Here is an 18,651-nt window from a genome sequence, read left to right as displayed (position 1 = left end):
CTCCGTTGCCGACGTTGAGCGTCCCGAACGGAGCGTTCGCGACATACCGGCGCCGGGCCTGTCGCACCACCGCGCACTGGGAACCGGCCGGAACGCTCGAGTCCTGCGCCGCAAGTCACACGCGGGAGGCCTTCTATTGCGAATGAGTAGCATGCTACTTGTTAAGTGTAGCTCGCCACCAAAGGAGGATGGGTCTTGAGTTCCGAGACATACGCGGCGGCGCTGGCCAGGGGGATCCGGGCGGCGCGGCCGGATCTCGTCGGGTACGTGCCCTCGGTCAGCGTCGCCCCGGTGATCACCGAGCTGGTCGAGGCGGACGGCGGCGCGGGGGGCCGCTCGGCGCGGGTGTTCCCGCTGTCGGTCGAAGAAGAGGCCATGGGCGTGCTCGGTGCGCTGCCGCTGGCCGGCAAGTTCGGCGCGATCGTCATGCAGGACAACGGATTCGGCAACGCGCTGACGGCGCTGACGACGTTCAACCTCGCCTATCACCTGCCACTGCTGATCGTCGCGAACACGCGCGGCGGGCTCGGTGAGTACAACTCGATGATCCACACCGTGAGCCAGCACGTTCCCCGGTTGCTGGACGCCGTCGGACTGCGGTTCTTCGAGCTGGACCGGCGCAGCGGCCCGGCGGACTGGGCCGCGGTGACCGAGGAGGCGGGCGAGCACGCGCGGATGACCTTCCGCCCGGTCGTCGTGCTCACCCGGTTCTGGGCGACCGACGGAAAGGCGGCGTAGTGATGCGACGTATCGACGCGCTGACGGTACTGGCCGAACTCACCGGGCGGCTGCCCGTGGTGGTCACCTGCGCGGCCTCCAGCCGCGAGCTGGCCGCGGTGGCCGACCGCCCGAACCACCTCTACCTGCTGGACTCGATGGGCCTGGCCGGGTCGGTGGCCACCGGGCTGGCGCTCGCGCTCGCGGACAGCCCGGTGTCCAAAGTGGTCACGATCGAGGGTGACGGCTCGCTGCTGATGAACCCGAACGTGCTGCCCACCGGCGGTTATCTCGCCCCGCACAAGCTTCTCCTGGTACTGCTGGACAACGGCGTCTACGGCGCGACCGCGAACCTGCCGACCTACGCGGATCGCGTGGATCTTGGCGCGTTCGCCCAGGCAGCCGGATGGACGGTGTCCGAGGCGCGCGACCGGGACGAGCTGCGCGCCGGGTTCGCCGCGGCGCTGGTCGCCGACGGCCCGGTGTTCCTGCACGTCCGGATCGAGCCGGGCAACGCGGCCGAGGTGCCGAAGCTGCTCGCCGATCCGGTGGTCCTCGCCCGCCGGTTCCAGGACTGGCTGGCAGGGGCGGGCCGATGAGCGGTGTGACCACGATCGATCCGGCCACCGGCGCGGTCCTCGGCCGCTATCCGTACACATCGGACAGTCGGCTGGACGCGGCACTCGACGCCGCGGTGACCGCGGGCGCGTGCTGGGGCGGATCTTCGGTGACTCGGCGGCAGGCGTCACTGCGCGCACTGGCGGACAAGCTGACCGCGCGCCGCGCCGAATACGCCGCGCTGATCACCGCCGAGATGGGCAAACCGATCGACCAGGCACTGGCCGAGATCGCCAAATGCGCCCGGACGTGCGCCTTCTACGCCGAGCGGCTGCCGGAACTGCTGGCGCCGGAGCGGATCGACCTCGCCCCGGACTCGGGCGTCGTCCGGCTGCGCCCGCTCGGCACGCTGCTGGCGATCATGCCGTGGAACTACCCGTTCTGGCAGGTGATCCGGTCCATGGTGCCCGCTGTCGCGGCCGGGAACACGGTGCTGCTCAAACACGCGGACAACGTGACCGGAAGCGCGGAGCGGCTGACCGGGCTGTTCGACGACGTGTTCGGCAAGGGGGTCCTCGGCAGCGTCGTCCTTCCCCCGGAGCGAACCGGGGCGCTGATCGACGATTCACGGGTGGCGGCGGTCGCCTTCACCGGGAGCAACCGCGTCGGCGCGCTTGTCGCGGCCCGCGCCGGCGCGGCGGTCAAGAAGACCGTGCTGGAACTGGGCGGCTCCGATCCGTTCGTCGTGCTGCCCGACGCCGACGTCCCCGCCGCCGCTCGCGCCGCGGTCCGGTCCCGGTTCCTCAACGTGGGGCAGAGCTGCATCGCGGCGAAACGGCTCATCGTGCACCGGGCGGTATACGGGGAATTCGCCGAAGCGGTGGTCGCCGGGATCGGCGAGCTCGTGGTCGGCGATCCGCGAGAGTCCGGTGTGGACATAGGACCGATGGCGAGGACCGACCTCCGCGACGCCCTGCGCGGTCAGCTGGACGCGGCGCTGCGGGCCGGTGCCCGGCTGCTGACCGGCGGTGCGCCGGACTCACGGCCCGGCGCGTGGTTCCGCCCCACCGCGATCGAAGTGTCCGGTGTGGACGGACCAGCGTTCCAGGAGGAAACCTTCGGCCCGCTGGCGGTTCTGTTCCCCGCGGAGTCCGAAGAGGACGCCGTGCGCGCGGCCAACGCCACCCGCTACGGGCTCAGTTGCGCGGTCTGGAGTGGTGACCCCGACCGGGCGCTGGCGGTGGCCGAGCGCATCGGCACCGGCTCGATTTTCGTGAACCGCGTTTCCGAGTCCGACGCGCGGCTACCGGTCGGCGGGGTCAAGGCCAGCGGCCACGGCCGCGAGCTGGGCCGCGCCGGAATCACCGAATTCGCCAACCTCCAGGCCGTGCGCACGGCCTTCCCCGCCCGTAAGGAGAACTCGTGACCATCAGCAGGATTCGTGCCCGCGCCATCGGTGTCCCGGTCGACAAGCCGACCCGGATGTCCAACCGGGAGCTGGGCACCCGGCAGTACGTACTGGTCGAAGTCCACGACGACGCGGGCAATCGCGGCGTCGGCTACACCTACGCGGGGACCGCGGGGGCGTTCGTCACCAAGGCGGCGGTGGACGATCTGCTCGCGCCCGGGTATGCCGGTGCCGACGTCGACGACGTCGTGGGCCTGTGGAGCCGCGCCTACCAGGAGACGTTGCTCGCCGGCAGGCGTGGCGCGGTGATCAGGGCGCTGTCGGCCATCGACATTGCCTTGTGGGACCTCAAGGCCCGGCGGGCAGGGCAGCCGCTGGCGAAATTGCTCGGCGGGGCCACCACCCCGCAACCCGCCTACGCCTCGGGCGGCTACTACCGGCCGGACGACGGCGAGTGGACCGAGGCCGTCGTGAACGAGATCGCGTTCAACTCCGCGCAGGGTTTCACCGACCACAAGATCAAGGTGGGCGGGCTTTCCGTGGCCGAGGACGCCCGCCGGGTCGCGGCCGCGGTCGAGGCCATCGGCGATCGGGGCAGGCTCGCGCTCGACGCGAACAACGCCTACCGGACGGTCCGGGAAGCCCAGGTCGCGATCGAGGCCTTCGAACGGGCCGCCGGCGACCGTCCACTGTGGTGGTTCGAGGAACCGCTGTCGCCGGAAGCCGTCGCGGGACACGGGGAGCTGGCCGCTCGCATCACGACCCCGGTCGCCACCGGGGAGATCCATCAGACCCGCTGGGAGTTCCGCGGGCTGATCGAGGCACGGGCGGCGGCGATCCTGCAGGCGGATGCCGCCGTCGTGGGCGGGGTGACCGAATGGCTGCGGGTCGCGCACACCGCGGACAGCTTCGGGGTGCAGATGGCGCCGCACTGGCACCACAACCTGCACGTCCACCTCACCGCGGCGGTGGCCAACACGCTCGTCGTCGAGTATTTCGCGCTGGAGAAGGGGATCTACAACTTCGAGCTGTTGCTCACGCCGGAGACCCGGCTGCGTTACCGCGACAACCTGGTCGAGATCCCGGACCGGCCGGGCCTGGGCATCGAGTTCGACGAGGAGACCGTGGCGAAGTTCGAGATCGGTTACTGACGCGTCACCTCCTGGTCCACTGTGGACCGATGGGACCTAGGTCCCGTCCGGTGGTGACCAAGGAACGCGGTGCGGCGGGGATCGGCCGGAATACCGTCGGGTTCAGGCAACGAGCAGGGAGGCTGCCCATGCGAGCCCGGGACGTGATGACCTCGCCGGTGATCACCGTCGGTACCGCGACGACGGCGAAGGAGGCGGCGGAAATCCTTTCGTCGCGCGGGTTCACCGCCCTTCCGGTGGTGGACGACGACGATCGCCTGATCGGCATCGTCACCGAGGCGGATCTGATCCGCGACCGGGTCCCTGCCGATCCGCGCCACCGTCGCGACGCCGAGTACCGCGCCCGGCGCGAAGATCCCGGATCGACCGTCGGCGCGCTGATGACCAGCCCCGCGACCGGGATGTCGCCGGGCACCGACGTCGCCGACCTGACCCGTGCGCTGGTCGAGTCCGGTATCCGTGCGATGCCCGTCGTCGACGGCGCGAGGGTGATCGGCATCGTCACCCGCGGTGACATCGTCCGGGTGCTGGCACGGGACGATCATGCGATCCTGAACGACGTCCGGCATCACCTGGAGATCTACGGCGGAGCGGACCGCTGGACCGTCGAGGTGGCGGACGGCGTCGTCCGGGTGGTCGACGCCTACGACGACGAAACCGACCGGCACGTGGCGACCCTGCTGGCCCAGGCGGTGCCTGGCGTGGTGGACGCCCGGGTCGTTTCCGAACACGAGGGGAGCACCCGATGACCGACACCATCCTGGTCGGGACCGACGGCTCGGACGGCGCGAACCGGGCCGTGGCCTGGGCCGCGGCGACCGCCGCCGTGCACGGCGACGTGCTGCGGATCGTGAGCGCGGTCAACATCGCCGGGCTGTACTACGGCGGTGGCGCGCCGCTCGGGGAGAGCATGCTGAACGATCTGCAGCAGGCGAGCGAAGGTTTCGTCCGCGAGGCGGCGGAACTCGCGCGGTCGGTGCGGCCCGATCTGCGGATCGAGGGCCGGACACAGCCGGAGGCGCCCGTGCCGCTGCTGGTGGAGCAGTCCCGGGACGCGCGGATGCTCGTCGTGGGCAGTTCCGGGTACGGGCAGTTCCTGTCGACGGTGCTGGGGTCGACGACGTCCGCGCTGGTGGGGCACGCGCATTGCCCGGTCGCGGTGGTGCGGGGGCGTGCGAACGGCGGCGAGGTCCCGGTGGACGGTCCGGTGGTGGCCGGGATCGACGGCAGCCCGACCAGCGAGCGCGCGATCGCCGTGGCGTTCGAGGAGGCGTCGCTGCGGAACGCGCCGCTGGTGGCGTTGCACGCGTGGAGTGACGTCGTCTACGACTCCGCTCGCGCCACGGCCCGGCTGCTGCCCGAGTGGGAGTCGCTGATGGCCGGCGAGGAACGGCTGCTGGCCGAGCGGCTCGCGGGCTGGCGGGAGAAGTACCCGGACGTCGAGGTCAGCCGTGACCTGCGGATGGACCGGCCACGGCACGCGCTGCTGGAACTGGCCGAGCGGGCCCGGCTCGTGGTGGTCGGCAGCCACGGACGCGGTGGCTTCACCGGCATGCTGCTGGGCTCGACCAGTCAGGCCCTCGTGCAGCACGCCGACTGCCCGGTGCTGGTCGTGCGCCCGGAGGTGACCCGGTGACCGGGCGATGTCCGGTCACCCCATTCGAGTCCGATGTGGACGGACGAGGCTGCCCGGTCCGCCGGTGAACCGGCCGCTTGACGTCCATTGCGGGACCTAGGACTCCACGCGCGGGGCCTTTCGCTGTCTTTCACCCGCCCGGCGGAGCGCCCAGGATCGGGGGTAACGGGGCGTGATGGAGTCGTGGATGAGCGTGGCTGTGACAGAGGACTGGTCGGCGGGCGATGTGGAGGTGCTCGCGCGGGCGGTGGTGCGGGCGCCGTCGGTGCACAACACCCAGCCGTGGCGGCTGGCGCTGCCGCCGGGCCGGGCCGAGGTGTTCGAACGACCCGACCTGGCCCTGAACCGGCACGACCCGGACGGTCGCGACCGGCTCATCTCCTGTGGCGCGGCGCTGGCGAACTTGGAGCTCGCCGTCCGCGTGCTCGGCCGACGGGCGGCGATCACGCTTCCCGGGTCCGGTACGGCCACCCTGGCAGGGGCCGTACCGGTCGACGGACAGGAGCCCCCGTCCGCGGCGGAACTGCACGCGTACCAGGCGATCTCCCGGCGGCGCAGTCACCGTCGCCCGTTCGCGGGCGCCCGTGTCCCGGACGAGGTGGCCGACGTCGTCGCCAGCGCGGCGACGAGGCAGGGCGTGGCGGCCGCGCTGGTGCGGGACGACCACCTCCCCGCGTTGGCCGGGCTGTTCGAACGGGCCGCGCGGGTCCTGCGCGGTGACCGGGAGTACCAGGCGGAGCTGGCGGAGTGGACGGCCGCGTGGCGCCCGGACGGCGTCGGCGACGGACTGCTCGCGCCCGCTCACGGCCTGGCCGGACCACTGTGGGCGGACCTGGTCCCGGCGCGGCACCGGGTGCCGGACCAGCAGACGCTGCTCACCCGGATGGAGCGAGAGCACCTCCTCTTCTTCGTCACAGCGGGTGACGAGCGGGCGGATCACGTCCGTGCCGGAATCGCCATGCAGCAAGCGTGGCTGGCCGCCGTCGACGCGGGGCTCGCCGCTTCCGTGCTGACCCAGCCGCTGCACGTGGCCCCGGTCCGCGAGCAGGTGGCGGATCGTCTGCGGTTGCCGGGGATGCCCCAGTTGGTGATGCGGTTCGGGCGCCCGGCGGAACCGGTGGCCCGCCGGACACCGCGGCGTCCGGCCGCCGAGGTCTTCCACGAGGGCCACGGACCGCCACGGATCGGGGAGTCCCCACCTTGGCAGCGGAATCGCGAGATGGAACCCTGATGTCGCGGGAGGCCGCGCGGGGTGTGTCTCGGGACATTACGGAGCGATGTGTGATGGGTGCGGGTGCGGAGGCACGGGCGTCGGCACCGGGGTCGCTCACCGGTCTCCGCCTGGACGAGCTCCTGCACGAGGTGCAGGACCGGCTCACCGAGATCGCGAAGACCCGCGACCAGCTGCAGGGGCTCGTGGACGCGGTGATGGCGGTGGCCACCGGTCTGGAGCTGGATTCGACCTTGCAGCGCATCGTGCAGGCGGCGGTCGATCTCGTCGACGCGCGGTACGGAGCCCTTGGCGTGCTCGCAGAGGAGGAGGGGCTGTCGGAGTTCGTCTACGTCGGCATCGACGCCGAGACGCGGGCCGGCATGGGGCACCTGCCGGAGGGGCGCGGCCTGCTCGGAATGCTGATCGAGGATCCGCGCCCGGTGCGGGTGCCGGATCTGGCGCGGCATCCGGCGTCGGTGGGGTTCCCGGCGAACCATCCGCCGATGCACAGTTTCCTCGGCGTTCCGGTGCGGGTGCGGGACAGGGTGTTCGGGAACCTGTATCTCACCGAGAAGCGCGGCGCCGCCGAGTTCACCCCGGACGACGAGGTGGTGCTCGAGGCATTGGCGGCCGCGGCGGGGGTGGCGATCGACAACGCGCGGATGTTCGAGCGGTCCAAGACCCGCGAGCGGTGGCTGGCGGCGGTCGCCGAGATCAACGGCGGCCTGCTGGGCGGGGCGTCGGCGGCGGACACGCTCGGCCTGGTGGTGGAGCGCGCGTGCGAGGTGGTGGCCGCGGACGGCACGTTCATCCTGCTCGGCGCCCCCGGCCCGGCGATGTCGGTGAGTGCCGCGTCCGGGGCGAGGGCGGGCCTGGTGCTCGGCGCGTCGATCGCCATGGACAACACGGTGATCGACGAGATCATGACGACCGGTCAGCCGCGGCTGATCCCCGACATCGACTCGGCGCTGCCCGGTGACCCGGAGCCCGCGGTGGCCGGGTTCGGGCCCGCGGCCGCGGTTCCGCTGATCAGCACGGCCGGGGTGGGCGGGGTGCTGCTCGCCGTGCGGGACAAGGGCGCGGCGCAGTTCAAACCCGATCAGGTCCCGATGCTGTCCTCGTTCGCCGACCAGGCGGCGGTGGCGCTGGAGTTCGCGGACAAGCAGCGCAGCCAGCGGCTGCTGGACGTGCTGGCCGACCGGGACCGCATCGCGCAGGATCTGCACGACCACGTCATCCAGCGGTTGTTCGCGACCGGGATGAGCCTGCAGAGCATCATGCCGAGGATCGCCGACGAGCTCGCGCGGACCCGGGTCACGACCGCCGTCGAGCAGCTGGACCAGACCGTGCGGGAGATCCGGACGTCGATCTTCGACCTGCACAGCACCGGCACCGACGCCTCCACCAGCCTGCGGCGCAGGCTGCTCGACCTGATCACCGAGCTGACCACGGCGACCACGGTCGCTCCCTCGGTGCGGATCTCCGGCGCCGTCGACACGCTAGTGCCGGGCGACCTGCGCGAGCACGCCGAAGCCGTGGTCCGTGAGGCGTTGAGCAACGCGCTGCGGCACTCGGGCGCCGACTGGATCTCCGTCGACGTCGTGGCGGGCGACGATTTGGTCATCACGGTCGCCGACAACGGGATCGGCCTCCCTGACGACGTTCCGCGCAGTGGCTTGGAGAACCTCCGGCGGCGCGCGGAGCAGAACGACGGGACCGTGACGTTCACCGCGGGGCCCGACGGGGGGACCACGGTGACCTGGCGGGTTCCGTTGCGTTCGGCCTAGGGCGTTGCCGTTGCCGGGCAAGGAAAGTCCGGTGCCCGGTGAGCGGGCACGTCGTCGTGGTCAGCGGACCACCACGACCGCGATCATCGTGAGCGCGGCCAGCGCGCCGACCCCGAACACGGTGGCCAGCAGGCCCATCAGGGAACCGGCCGAGCTGAGCAGGGTCGACACGACGGTCGCCACCCGGCGCAGCAGTTTCGCGAACGCGATGGTCAGTATCAGCGCGAGGACGACAGCCAGTGCGGGGCCGGTGGAGATGCCCTGCGCGGCAGGGGCGGCTTCGGTGGCCAAGGTTTCGATCGCCGGGTTCATGACATGCGCTCCCCTGAATCGATGGACGTCGAGCGGCACCGTGCGCGGTACTGCGACGTCGCGGGTGGCACGGCCGGGCGGGCCGCGTGGGAGGGTGCTGACGGGGGTGTTCATCGACTCCTGTCCGCTCGAACTTCAGGTATTAAACTGAAATTTTGGTATCTCAGCTGCATTCAGGTTAGAGGCTGGGTGTGCAACCCGGCAATGACCGTTTCCAGCTTGTTGCCTCGTGGTCGACGGGATGCGATACGTACTTGCGTGTCAAGGTATGTGTGGCCGGATCGCGGGTGTATGGTGCTCGTATTCAGTAGTTGAGCTGAAGTTCAGCCGAGGAGCTACTCGTCGTGGTATCACCGGTCGGCCCGGCCGTCGAACTCGCGCGGCGCCTGCGGGAGCTGCGCAAGTCCCACTGGCCCGGCGCGAGCATCACCCAGCTGCAGCTGGCCAAGGCGCTGGACGGCAGCGGCCCGCTGATCTCGTCGTGGGAGCGGACGTCGCAGCCCGAAACGCCACCGGAGACACGGCTGGAGGCGTACGCGCGGTTCTTCGCCACCCCGCGTTCGGTGGAGCGCCCGCCGTACCGGCTGCTGGGCCTGGACGAGCTGACCGCCGACGAGCGCGCGGAGCGGGACAGGCTGCTCGACGAGCTGAAGGCACTGCGCGACGCGGCACGCGGGAAGTCCGGGGGAGATCCGGACGAGGAGGCCGGCGGGCTGCTGCGCTTCCCGCCCCGCGAGGACATCGCGATCGTGTGCGCGCCGCTGCCGCCGGAGATGCGGGCGAAAAACCCCTACTCCGACCCGGACAGCCCGGACTACGACGAGCTGTACAGCTACACCGACCTCGGCGCCCTGGTCGAGCTGTACGGCCAGATCCGCGCGCTCAACCCGGGCAACGCGGTCAAGCTGCGGTTGTCGAACGAACTGACGCTCGCCGACTACACCTCGCATCTGGTGTTGCTGGGCGGGGTCGACTGGAACGAGGCGACCAGGGACCTGTTCCTGCAGCGGCGCCTGGAACTGCCCGTCCGGCAGGTCGCGCGGGACGATTCCGACGACGTCGGCTGGTTCGAGGCGGACACCGAGGACGGAGTGGTGCGGTTCGAACCCCAGCTCCGGGACAACGCGGGCCGCCGGGAGGTGATCGAGGACGTCGCGCACGTCTATCGCGGCCCCAGCCCGTACAACATGGAGCGGACCGTCCTGTCGTTCAACGGGATGTACGCCAGCGGCACCCTGGGGGCGGTGTGTGCCCTGACCGACGTTCGTTTCCGCGAACGTAACGAGAACTACGTCCGCGAGCGTCTCCCCGGTTATGCTCAATGGTCTTTGCTGATGCGGGTGAAGATCGTGAACCGGCAAGTGGTGCCGCCCGACTGGACCGATCGGGCGACGCGCCTGCACGAGTGGTCGGCGGCGGTGGGGTTTGTCAGAGGCCAGGGGAGGGACGCGTGACCGGAGCAAGTCCTCGCCCAACCATCACGGCTCGCACCGGGCTTTGCTGGAACAGGTCCCGTTCCGCGCGGAGGCCGAGCCGGTGCTCGACGCCATCCTCGTCCCCATCGCCCACGAGACCGCGGAGCTGACCAAGGCGATCGGGTTCGCCGCGCGGCTGGACTGTGTGCTCGTCGCCTTCTGCAGTCAACGGGCTTCCGCCGCCGAAGCGGTCCGGCTGGCCGCTGGCCGCGGCGTCGAGCTGGTCGCTGTCGACATCGATGACATGCCCGCCGACCTGCTGCCGGCGTTCGCCACCACCGACGTCCTGCGCGGGGCGGCCTTCGACTACGCGAAGGACACCAGTGCGAAGCGCAATCTGGGGCTGGTCTTCGCCCGGTTCGCGGGCTGGGAACGGGTGGTGTTCCTCGACGACGACATCCACCTGCCCGACCCGGACGATCTGGAGCGGGCCGCGCAGCTGCTCGACCACTACGAGGTCGTCGGGCTGGAAATCGGCGAGTTCCCGGACAACTCCGTCGTCTGTCACGCCCATCGCGCGACGCACGGCGAGCAGACGACGTTCATCGGCGGTGGCGCGCTGGCGGTCGGGCGGGCGTCGATGGGGTCGTTCTTCCCGAAGATCTACAACGAGGACTGGTTCTTCCTGCTCAACGGTGACCGGCTGCGCCCGGCGGCCGTGATCGGCGCCGCCGAGCAGAAGTTCTACGACCCCTTCGCCACCGAGGAGCGAGCACGGAGCGAGGAGTTCGGCGACAGCTTGGCCGAGGGCGTGTTCTGGCTGCTGGACCAGGGCAAGGGGCTGGCAGGCGCGACCGCGGCGTACTGGCGGGAGTTCCTCGACCATCGCTGGCGGTTCATCGGCGAGATCATCGGCAGGCTCGACCGGACCGAGCACCCGCCGGAGCGGGCCGAACGGATGCGAGCCGCGCTGGAGGCCGCCCGCGGCGAAAGCGCGCGGATCACGCCGTCGCTGTGCGTGGACTACCTCACGGCATGGCGGGAGGACCGCGAGCGCTGGCACAAGCACGTGGAGACGATGTTCGTCGACCACGCGGCCGGCCTGAGCCGTCATCCTGGCGGCACGAGGGCGGAGAAGGTGCTGTGCGAACTCGGGCTAATGGAGTGCGCCGGCTACGTTCGCCGCGGCGAGTGACGGCTCGTCGACGGCGAGGTCCTTGACCAGCACGTAGCACTCTTCGGCTTCCAGCGTTTCGGTGTGGCACACGACGGTGCCGTGGCCCCAGTCCCGGTAGCCGAGGCGTTCGTAGAGCCGGGCGGCGTCGGTGTTGTCGGTGCGCACGGCCAGCGCGATCCGATCCTGCTGCTGCTCGCGCAGGTACTGTTCGAGCCGTTCGACGATCGCCGTGCCGATGCCGCGGTTGCGCCGGTCCGGCCGGACCTCGAGGTGGGTCAGCAGCGGGACGCCGGGCAGGTACGCGCGGATCGGCGCCTCCTCGGCTTCTTCCTGCCACAGGTAGACGTCGCCGACCGGCCGGCCGGCGAGCCACGCGACGAACAGCATGCCCTTGCCGTTTTTCTGCCGTTCGTGGCGCTCGACGAAGAAGCCGTGGTCACCGAACACGTCGGCGAGCGGGCGCAGGTCGCCGAAGCATGCCGGCCGGACTTCGGGCTCGGCCATCGGCAGGTCTCCTGTTCGCCGGACACGTGCTGCGGAATTACGTGGCAGGATACTGGGCCGCTCCGGGGACTCGCTCGAGACCCGGTTGAATCCACTCTGGACGGTAGCTCCCCAGGCGAGGGGTGGTCCGCGCCCATCGGGGCGGTGTTTCGGACATGCGGATGACGGGGCCGAGGCTCTTGAGATCCCCGTAGACGGTGTTGTCGTCGGTGACCGCGTAGCGCTCGAATTCGTCGGGCCGCAGACGGCCGGGTGCGCCTTCGAAGTCGCGGATCAGTCCTTGGCGCTGCAGGAGCATCGCGGATTGGCTGAGCGAGACCTGCACTCGGTAGCTGCCTCCTTCGCGGCTGCGCCGGGCGAGCGCGAGCATCGCGCCGAAGCCGGCGAGGAAACCGGTGAGGAAGTCGCAGAGGTAGATCGGGGTGAGCCGGGGCCGGCCGGCGTTCATGGCGGTGCCCTGGATGTCGCAGATCCCGGTGACCGCCTGGGCGACCTGGTCCCAGCCCGCACGAGCACCGAACGGACCACCCGATCCGAAGCAGTTGACGCTCACGTACACCAGTCCGGGGCGTAGCCGCGCGAGTTCTTCGGCTCCGAACCCGTGTGCTTCCAGCCGGTGCGGACGGTAGCCCTCGATGAACACGTCGGCGTCGCGGGTCAGGTCGCGCAGGCGTGCCGCCTCGTCCGGCTTGGTGAAGTCGAGGTAGGTGCTGCGCTTGCCGTGGCTGGTGTCGCGCACGAACGGGGGCACCTGCGGCAGGTGCGGGGCGGTCACCATGAGTACGTCCGCTCCGTGCTCGGCCATGCTCAGCCCGGCGGTGGGACCGGCGAGGATGCGGGTGAGGTCGAGAACCCTGATGCCGGACAAGGGTTCGCCGCCGCCGGGCAGGGGCTCGGGCGCGCTGTCGCCGATCCTGGTGATTTCGACGACCGGGCGCGAGGCGAGATGAGCGCCGTGCGGATGCGTCAGCCATTCCCCGGCGGTGCGGACGATTCCGCCGCAAGCGTCCGCGGCGGCGATGGCGTCTTCGAGATCTTCCGCTTTCCAGGTGCGGACAGCGGCTTCGACCGACGCGGGAGTGGCCTCGCAGCGCAGGACGTCCAGCACCCGGCGTTCGAGGTGCGGCAGATTGAAGTGCGGCACGAACCACCGGTCGTCGGCGGTCCGCCAGGGCTGGGTGAGCGAGACCATGTGCTCGACATCGGGAGACAGCGGGGCCGGCCGGTACTCGCCGGACGCGTCGCGCACGAGGGTCATGTCCTCGCCACCGAGGGCCGTGGCGGCAGCGGCTCGTACGTCGACGGCGATGCGCTGGCGACGGCCGGTGCGCAGTTCCCACAGGTCGTTCGCCGCGACCGCGCGGGCCGCCAGCGCGTCGGCGAGGGTCGCCCCGATCCGGAACGGCGAGGCGAACAGCGGGTCCGAGCCGCTGATCGTCACCTCGTCGGCGGCGAGCGCGCTTCCGCCTCGGATCGCCATGAGTTCGTCGAACGCGCGTGGATTTCCGGGTGTCGTGTTCATCGTGTTCCCTGCCTGTTCTTCCAGTGCTTCCGCGCGGGGGTGATCTGCTCGATTTCGACGGTAGGCAGCCGAAGGCGCGAAGAGAAATGCCTGGTGAGGCCGATCTATGCGTCCCCGGCATAGATCGGTAGGGTGGCTCTTGTGGAGGTGGAACTACGGCACCTGCGGGCGTTCGTCGCGGTCGCGACGCGGCGCTCGTTCACGGCGGCCAGCGGTGACCTCCTGATCACCCAGCCCGCCCTGACCCGCACCATCCAGCAGCTGGAAGCGGCGGTGGGGGCCCGGTTGCTGGAGCGCACGTCGCGCAGCGTCGAACTCACCGACACCGGCAGCGAACTGCTCGAACGCCTGCGTGTCGTGCTCCACGACCTCGACGCGGCCCTGATCGCCGCCAGTGGGCGGGCGAGCCTGCGGATCGGCTTCCAGTGGGCGCTGCCCGACCCGTGGATCAGCGACCTGCTGGCGGCGTTCGAGAACGCCACGGGCGCGACGGCGACGTTGCTGCGCCGGGACGACATCGTGACGGCCCTGCATTCCGGAGACGTCGATGTCGCCTTGGTGCGTGCTCCGGTGCACGTCCCGGGCATCACGCAGACGGTGTTGTTCGAGGAGGAGCGCGTCGCGGCGGTTTCCGTCGAATCGCCACTGGCTGCCCGTGCGGAGCTGGAGTGGTCGGAGCTGACCGCGTATCCGCTGGTCGTCAACACCGTGAGCGGGGCGACGAGTGCCGGCCTGTGGCCGCCGGCGCAGCAGCCCGCGCAGGTGATCGAATGCGGCAGCTACGACGAGTGGCTCGCCATCATCGCCGCCGGGCGCGGCGTCGGCTCGACGACCACCTCGGCGGCCGAGACGCACATTCACGCGCGGGTCGCCCACGTGCCGCTCAACGGCGCCCCACCGGTGGCCGTGCGGCTGCTGTGGCCCACTCGCCGCAAGAGCGACGCACTCCTGCGGCGTTTCGGCGAACTCGCTTCCTCCGTCCGGTAAACGCTTCGGCGGACATGTGCTCCGCGGCCATGTCCCGAGGGCGGGTTGTGGGTTCCACGGACATGGCCGGGGTCCCTGCCCTGGCTTACCGTTCTGCGCCATGACCAGCGAGTTGAGTGGAAAGACCGCTCTGGTGACCGGGGGCGCCGGTGGCATCGGCCTGGCCTGTGTCCGGGCACTGGCGGCCGCCGGTGCGAAGGTGCACGTGGTCGACATCGACGCCGCCGGGGCCGAGCGGGCGGCCGCCGGGAGCGGCGGGTGGGCGCACGCCGCGGACCTGACCGATCCCGTCGCGATCGAGGCGCTGCCGGCCGACGTCGACATCCTGGTGAACAACGCCGGGATCCAGTACGTCGCCGCGCTGCCGGACTTCCCGCCGGAGCGGTTCACGATGATCCAGGACCTCATGGTCACCGCGCCGTTCCTGCTGATCCGCCGCGTCCTGCCGGCGATGTACACGGCGGGCTGGGGCCGGATCGTGAACATCTCGAGCGTGCACGGAGTGCGGGCCAGCCCGTACAAGGCCGCGTACGTCGCGGCGAAACACGCGCTCGAAGGCCTGTCGAAAGTGTCCGCTTTGGAGGGTGCGGCGCACGGGGTGACGAGCAACTGCGTCAGTCCGGGCTATGTGCGGACCCCGCTGGTAGACGGCCAGATCGACGCGCAGGCCGCCGAACACGGCATCCCGCGTGACGACGTCGTCGGGCAGGTGCTGATGCGGCGCGCGGCGATCAAGCGGCTGATCGAACCCGCCGACGTCGCCGCACTGGTGGTGTGGCTGTGCGGCCCGCACGCGGACCACATCACCGGCGCTTCCCTCCCGCTCGACGGCGGCTGGACCGCCGCCTGAAAATCCTTTCCCCCCAACACCTCTGGCCCCCGACGAAGTGGAGTCCGCAGTGCACACAGCGAACCGGCCGCCGATCGCCAGGATCGTCGGCGCGAGCCTGATCGGGACCACCATCGAGTGGTACGACTTCTTCCTCTACACCTCGGCCGCGGCGCTGGTGTTCAACAAGCTGTTCTTCCCGGCGTCGGATCCGTTGACCGGCACGCTGCTGGCGTTTCTCACCTATGCCGTCGGATTTCTCGCGCGCCCGATCGGCGGACTGGTCTTCGGGCACTTCGGCGACCGGCTCGGCCGCAAGAAGCTCCTCGTTCTCAGCCTGGTGCTGATGGGCGGTTCGACCTGCGCGATGGGGGTGCTCCCGACCTTCGCCACGGCGGGTGTCGCGGCACCTCTGCTGCTCACCTTTTTGCGGCTGGTACAGGGTTTCGCGCTCGGCGGTGAATGGGGCGGCGCGGTGCTCATCGTGTCCGAGCACGGCGACGAGAAGCGGCGCGGCTTCTGGGCGTCCTGGCCGCAGTGTGGGGCGCCCGGTGGCAACCTCCTGGCCACCGCGGTGCTGGCGATACTGACCGCGACGCAGTCGGACGCGACGTTCCTGGCGTGGGGCTGGCGGGTCCCGTTCCTGCTCTCGGGCGTGCTGCTGCTGATCGGGCTGTGGATCAGGCTGGCCGTCGCCGAGTCCCCGGTTTTCCTTGCCGCGCAACGGCAAGCCGCCGAACGCGGCGGCAGGCACGTGCCGGTGGTCGACGTCTTCCGCCGCAACGGGCGTCAGGTGCTGGTCACGATCGGCGCCCGGATGGCGGAGAACGTGTCCTACTACGTGCTCACCGCGTTCATCCTGGTCTACGTCACCACCGGGCTGCATCTGCCGAAGGGGACCGGGCTGACCGCGGTGCTGCTCGGCTCGGTGGTGCACTTCGTGACTATTCCGTTGTGGGGCCTGCTTTCCGACCGTGCCGGCCGCAAACCGGTGTACCTGTTCGGCGCGATCGCGATGGCGGTGTGGGGCTTCGCGTTCTTCGCGCTACTGGACACGAAATCGACGGCGGTGATCGTGGTGGCGACCACGATCGGGCTCGTGCTGCACGGCGCGATGTACGGGCCGCAGGCGGCGTTCTTCGCCGAGCAGTTCCCGACGCGCGTCCGCTACACCGGGCTTTCCGTCGGCGGGCAGCTGTCGTCGATCGCCGCCGGCGCCGTCGCCCCGCTGATCGCGGTCGCGCTCTTCCAGCGCTGGGGCAGCACGATCCCGGTCTCGCTCTACGTCGCCGCGATGTGCGCGCTGACCGTGCTGGCGCTGCTGGCGGCCCGGGAAACGCGGGGAACGTCGCTGCACACCGAGGATTCCGGCGAAGCTACCGTCGTGGTGTCGTCGCGCGGTGGAGTTTGAGCGCGAGCTGGATTTCCAGGGAGCGCCCGGGTTCCTGCCAGTCTTCGCCGAGCAACGTGGTGACTCGCTCCAGCCGTTGCGTGACGGTGTTGACGTGGACGTGGAGCGTCCCGCAGGCACGGGCCGGGCTGCGTCCCGCCGCGAAATAAGCCTCCACAGTGGACACCAGTTCGGTTCCCCGGCGCCGGTCGTAGTCGAGCACGGGCCCCACGACGTCGTGCACGAAGCCCGGGAGATCGCTGTGCCTGCCGATGACCAGCCCGAGAAAACCCAGATCGCGCAGGCACGCGCCCTCGCCGACGCGGTCGAAGGCGAGCAGGGCGTCGAGACAGCGGGTCGCCTCGTCGTGCGCGCCGGGTATCGCCGCCAGGCCCGTGGCGGGGCCGGCGGCGCCGGTGGTGACCCCGAGTTCGGTGGCGACGGCGCGGGCCGCCGCGCCGGGATCGTCGCCGGGCAGAAGCAGGATGTGCCTGCCGTGGTGACGGGTGGCCAGCCCGGCCTTGGCGGTGGCGAGGCGGACGAGGACGCGGCCGAGGTGATGCGGCTCGTGCTCACCGGCGTCCACGACGACCACGGTGTGTGGCTGGGCGAGGTCGATGCCCAGCGCGTCGGCGCGGGCGGTCAGCCGGTCGGGGTCGCGGTGCGGGGTGAGGATGAGGTCGGCGAGCAGGTCACCGCGGACCCGGTGCTCGGCTTCCGCGGCCGAGCGGCGCAACAGCAGCAGCACCGCCGTGGCCAGCGCGGCGCGCTCGAGGATCCGCTGTTCCCCGTCGTCCAGCTCGGTTTCCCGGGACAGCACCAGCGCGCCCAGCTGCTCGGCACCCGCGGCGATGCGGGCGATCCACCGGCCCTCGCTGCGGGTGACCCGGGAATGCGCGCGGGCAACGGTGATGGCGTTCTCGTCGTCGAACTCGCCGCAGAGTCGGCGGCCGGCGGCGTCGAGCACCAGCAGACTCCCGCCGAGCACGTCGGTGACGGCACCGGCGACGTCGGAGAGGCTGCCGCCGCGCAGGACGAGGTCGGTGAGCCGATCGTGGGCGTCGGCGGCGCGTTCGAGGGACGTGGTGCGTTCTCGCAACAGCTGGGTCGTGGTGGCCAGTTCGGTCAGCGCGGCCCGGGTTTCCTGCAGCCTGCGGGCATTGTCGATGGCGATCGCGGCGTGGTCGGCCAGCGAGCCGAGCAGCGAGACCTCCTCGGCGGGGAACGGCCGCTGCCTGCGGTCGGCCGCGAAGAGCACGCCGATCACCGCCGAGCCCAGCCGCAGCGGCACGCCGAGGATGCCGATCAGGCCTTCCTCGGAAACCGCGTCGTCGATGGCCCGGGTGTGCTGGAACCGCGAATCGGACGGGTAATCCGGGGTGGCGTACGGCGCCGCGGTCTGCGCGACCAGGCCACCGAGACCGGCGCCCATCGGCAGCCGCAGCCGCTGGAACGCCGCGGACACCGAGCCCGACGTCATACGCATGTAGGTGTCGCCGCGTTCGGGGTCGTGCAGGGCCAGGTAGGACACGTCCGCCTGCAGCAGGGCGCGGGCGCGGTGCACGATGGCCTGCAGCACCTGGTCGAGGTCGCGCAGCGCGGCGAGGTCGCCCGCGGTCCGGAACAACGCGGCCAGCTCGGCCTCGCGGCGGCGGCGTCGTTCGAGTTCCTGGTAGATGTCCTCGGCCATGGTGCCCAGCCTGTGCTATCGGGCGATGTGCTTCGCGGTGCTTCCGGACATCGTCATCTCCACGTGACCCGTGCGCGCCGGGCCGCGGCGGCGCCCGACGTCGCGAACGCTCCGTTGCCGACGATGAGCGTCCCGAACGGAGCTCGGGTTCGCGACACACCCACCGGCTGGACGAGGACGGAGTTCGGAGGGAGATCCCGCGGCACGGCCCGTTCATCGGCCGGGTCCGGAGCCGGGCGCACCGGTCCCGTCGGTCCTCGCCGGGCCGGTCGCCGGTGGCCTCGCGGTAGCCGCCGGCCCCGGCCCGGTCGACCGCGGCCTTGACCGCGCCGAGGATTCGCCTCGCTGTCAACGG

Annotated in this window: 17 protein-coding genes; 13 read left to right on the top strand and 4 right to left on the bottom strand. The window is 71.0% G+C overall.

What is annotated here, in order from left to right; all coding sequences use genetic code 11:
* The first annotated feature begins 195 nt into the window (after positions 1-195).
* From ACFWY9_RS20835 to ACFWY9_RS20800, 8 genes are all read left to right on the top strand, one after another.
* Entirely contained in the window at positions 196-738 is a 543-nt protein-coding gene (locus ACFWY9_RS20835; protein ID WP_378339616.1) for a thiamine pyrophosphate-binding protein, read from the top strand.
* Between the two features lie 2 nt (positions 739-740).
* Entirely contained in the window at positions 741-1,316 is a 576-nt protein-coding gene (locus ACFWY9_RS20830; protein ID WP_378339615.1) for a thiamine pyrophosphate-dependent enzyme, read from the top strand.
* Positions 1,313-2,701, top strand: coding sequence for an aldehyde dehydrogenase family protein (locus ACFWY9_RS20825; RefSeq protein WP_378339613.1), 1,389 nt, complete (start codon positions 1,313-1,315; stop codon positions 2,699-2,701). The genes ACFWY9_RS20830 and ACFWY9_RS20825 overlap by 4 nt, the downstream gene beginning before the upstream one ends.
* Positions 2,698-3,834 (top strand): mandelate racemase/muconate lactonizing enzyme family protein, encoded by a 1,137-nt coding sequence (locus ACFWY9_RS20820; protein ID WP_378325804.1) that lies wholly within the window; start codon positions 2,698-2,700, stop codon positions 3,832-3,834. The genes ACFWY9_RS20825 and ACFWY9_RS20820 overlap by 4 nt, the downstream gene beginning before the upstream one ends.
* 128 nt (positions 3,835-3,962) lie before the next feature.
* A complete protein-coding gene (locus tag ACFWY9_RS20815) occupies positions 3,963-4,583 on the top strand; it encodes a CBS domain-containing protein (RefSeq protein ID WP_378325805.1) in 621 nt (206 codons plus the stop codon).
* Positions 4,580-5,470 (top strand): universal stress protein, encoded by an 891-nt coding sequence (locus ACFWY9_RS20810; protein WP_378339611.1) that lies wholly within the window; start codon positions 4,580-4,582, stop codon positions 5,468-5,470. Before ACFWY9_RS20815 ends, ACFWY9_RS20810 begins: the two co-directional genes overlap by 4 nt.
* A gap of 187 nt (positions 5,471-5,657) precedes the next feature.
* Positions 5,658-6,701, top strand: a complete 1,044-nt coding sequence (locus ACFWY9_RS20805) for an Acg family FMN-binding oxidoreductase (RefSeq protein ID WP_378339609.1) — start codon at positions 5,658-5,660, stop codon at positions 6,699-6,701.
* A gap of 53 nt (positions 6,702-6,754) precedes the next feature.
* Positions 6,755-8,470, top strand: coding sequence for a GAF domain-containing protein (locus ACFWY9_RS20800; RefSeq protein ID WP_378325809.1), 1,716 nt, complete (start codon positions 6,755-6,757; stop codon positions 8,468-8,470).
* 60 nt (positions 8,471-8,530) lie between these two features.
* Here the strand turns inward: ACFWY9_RS20800 and ACFWY9_RS20795 are convergent, their stop codons facing one another.
* Entirely contained in the window at positions 8,531-8,782 is a 252-nt protein-coding gene (locus tag ACFWY9_RS20795; protein WP_378325810.1) for a hypothetical protein, read from the bottom strand.
* Between the two features lie 344 nt (positions 8,783-9,126).
* Between ACFWY9_RS20795 and ACFWY9_RS20790 the strand changes: the two genes are divergently transcribed.
* Complete coding sequence (locus tag ACFWY9_RS20790; protein ID WP_378325811.1) at positions 9,127-10,236, top strand: helix-turn-helix domain-containing protein; 1,110 nt, start codon at positions 9,127-9,129, stop codon at positions 10,234-10,236.
* A gap of 43 nt (positions 10,237-10,279) precedes the next feature.
* Positions 10,280-11,392: a hypothetical protein gene (locus tag ACFWY9_RS20785; protein ID WP_378325812.1), complete on the top strand. Its 1,113-nt coding sequence runs from the start codon at positions 10,280-10,282 to the stop codon at positions 11,390-11,392.
* Here ACFWY9_RS20785 and ACFWY9_RS20780 read toward each other — a convergent pair.
* Both ACFWY9_RS20780 and ACFWY9_RS20775 read right to left on the bottom strand, forming a co-directional pair.
* A complete protein-coding gene (locus tag ACFWY9_RS20780) occupies positions 11,354-11,878 on the bottom strand; it encodes a GNAT family N-acetyltransferase (RefSeq protein WP_378339608.1) in 525 nt (174 codons plus the stop codon). The two genes, ACFWY9_RS20785 and ACFWY9_RS20780, sit on opposite strands and share 39 nt — an antisense overlap.
* Before the next feature lie 37 nt (positions 11,879-11,915).
* A complete protein-coding gene (locus tag ACFWY9_RS20775; protein ID WP_378339606.1) occupies positions 11,916-13,400 on the bottom strand; it encodes a CoA transferase in 1,485 nt (494 codons plus the stop codon).
* Between the two features lie 132 nt (positions 13,401-13,532).
* On the opposite strand from ACFWY9_RS20775, the gene ACFWY9_RS20770 reads away from it, so the two are divergent.
* The 3 genes from ACFWY9_RS20770 to ACFWY9_RS20760 all read left to right on the top strand — a co-directional run bounded on the left by ACFWY9_RS20770 (position 13,533) and on the right by ACFWY9_RS20760 (position 16,627).
* Positions 13,533-14,387, top strand: a complete 855-nt coding sequence (locus ACFWY9_RS20770) for a LysR family transcriptional regulator (RefSeq protein ID WP_378339604.1) — start codon at positions 13,533-13,535, stop codon at positions 14,385-14,387.
* A gap of 100 nt (positions 14,388-14,487) precedes the next feature.
* A complete protein-coding gene (locus tag ACFWY9_RS20765; protein WP_378325817.1) occupies positions 14,488-15,237 on the top strand; it encodes a 3-hydroxybutyrate dehydrogenase in 750 nt (249 codons plus the stop codon).
* A gap of 49 nt (positions 15,238-15,286) precedes the next feature.
* Positions 15,287-16,627, top strand: coding sequence for an MFS transporter (locus tag ACFWY9_RS20760; RefSeq protein ID WP_378339602.1), 1,341 nt, complete (start codon positions 15,287-15,289; stop codon positions 16,625-16,627).
* On the opposite strand, the gene ACFWY9_RS20755 is transcribed toward ACFWY9_RS20760, so the two are convergent.
* Positions 16,593-18,296 carry a helix-turn-helix domain-containing protein gene (locus ACFWY9_RS20755; protein WP_378339600.1) on the bottom strand — a complete coding sequence of 568 codons (1,704 nt, stop codon included), beginning with the start codon at positions 18,294-18,296 and terminating at the stop codon, positions 16,593-16,595. The two genes, ACFWY9_RS20760 and ACFWY9_RS20755, sit on opposite strands and share 35 nt — an antisense overlap.
* Positions 18,297-18,651: the final 355 nt, after the last annotated feature.

This window comes from Amycolatopsis sp. NPDC059027 (assembly GCF_042739735.1).
Taxonomy (GTDB): Bacteria; Actinomycetota; Actinomycetes; order Mycobacteriales; family Pseudonocardiaceae; genus Amycolatopsis.
This window is presented reverse-complemented; position numbering and strand designations above follow the sequence as displayed.

Coding starts and splice junctions, on each gene's coding strand:
- ACFWY9_RS20825 (WP_378339613.1), top strand. CDS start 1,313: ATGAGCGGTGTGACCACGATCGATCCGGCCACCGGCGCGGTCCTCGGC.
- ACFWY9_RS20775 (WP_378339606.1), bottom strand. CDS start 13,400: ATGAACACGACACCCGGAAATCCACGCGCGTTCGACGAACTCATGGCG.
- ACFWY9_RS20805 (WP_378339609.1), top strand. CDS start 5,658: ATGAGCGTGGCTGTGACAGAGGACTGGTCGGCGGGCGATGTGGAGGTG.
- ACFWY9_RS20830 (WP_378339615.1), top strand. CDS start 741: ATGCGACGTATCGACGCGCTGACGGTACTGGCCGAACTCACCGGGCGG.
- ACFWY9_RS20795 (WP_378325810.1), bottom strand. CDS start 8,782: ATGAACCCGGCGATCGAAACCTTGGCCACCGAAGCCGCCCCTGCCGCG.
- ACFWY9_RS20815 (WP_378325805.1), top strand. CDS start 3,963: ATGCGAGCCCGGGACGTGATGACCTCGCCGGTGATCACCGTCGGTACC.
- ACFWY9_RS20810 (WP_378339611.1), top strand. CDS start 4,580: ATGACCGACACCATCCTGGTCGGGACCGACGGCTCGGACGGCGCGAAC.
- ACFWY9_RS20765 (WP_378325817.1), top strand. CDS start 14,488: ATGACCAGCGAGTTGAGTGGAAAGACCGCTCTGGTGACCGGGGGCGCC.
- ACFWY9_RS20780 (WP_378339608.1), bottom strand. CDS start 11,878: ATGGCCGAGCCCGAAGTCCGGCCGGCATGCTTCGGCGACCTGCGCCCG.
- ACFWY9_RS20800 (WP_378325809.1), top strand. CDS start 6,755: ATGGGTGCGGGTGCGGAGGCACGGGCGTCGGCACCGGGGTCGCTCACC.
- ACFWY9_RS20755 (WP_378339600.1), bottom strand. CDS start 18,296: ATGGCCGAGGACATCTACCAGGAACTCGAACGACGCCGCCGCCGCGAG.